1 protein-coding gene is annotated in these 372 nt (G+C 57.8%); it reads right to left on the bottom strand.

What is annotated here, in order from left to right:
• The coding region (locus SB756_RS28475; RefSeq protein ID WP_410912845.1) for an MATE family efflux transporter at positions 1-372 on the bottom strand (372 nt) is incomplete at both ends.

Below are 372 nucleotides of genomic sequence, written 5' to 3'. Positions count from 1 at the left end.
CGTAAATCACCGCGATCGCCCCGATATAGCGGGTGATGGTCAGTCCGAGCCCGGCACCGATAAACCCTAAACCGTCCCACGAGAAGCAGCCATAAATCAGCACGCTACTGATGATGATGTTGAGGATGTTCATGCCGCCATTAATCAGCATCGGAATCTTGGTGTTACCTGCACCGCGCAGCGCCCCGCTGCCAATCAGGGTGATGGCGGCGGCCGGATAGCTCCAGGCGGAAGTCTGCAGATAGCTCAGCGCCAGCGCTTTGACTTTTGGATCGGCGGCACCGGCAATCGCATCGACGATCAGATGGCCCCAGAACTCAATGGCGATCACCAGCACAAAGGCGAGTATCGTCATCATGGCCAGCGACTGAC

The organism is Pseudomonas sp. SIMBA_068 (assembly GCF_046534705.1).
In the GTDB taxonomy this organism is placed as follows: domain Bacteria; phylum Pseudomonadota; class Gammaproteobacteria; order Pseudomonadales; family Pseudomonadaceae; genus Aquipseudomonas; species Aquipseudomonas putida.
This window is presented reverse-complemented; position numbering and strand designations above follow the sequence as displayed.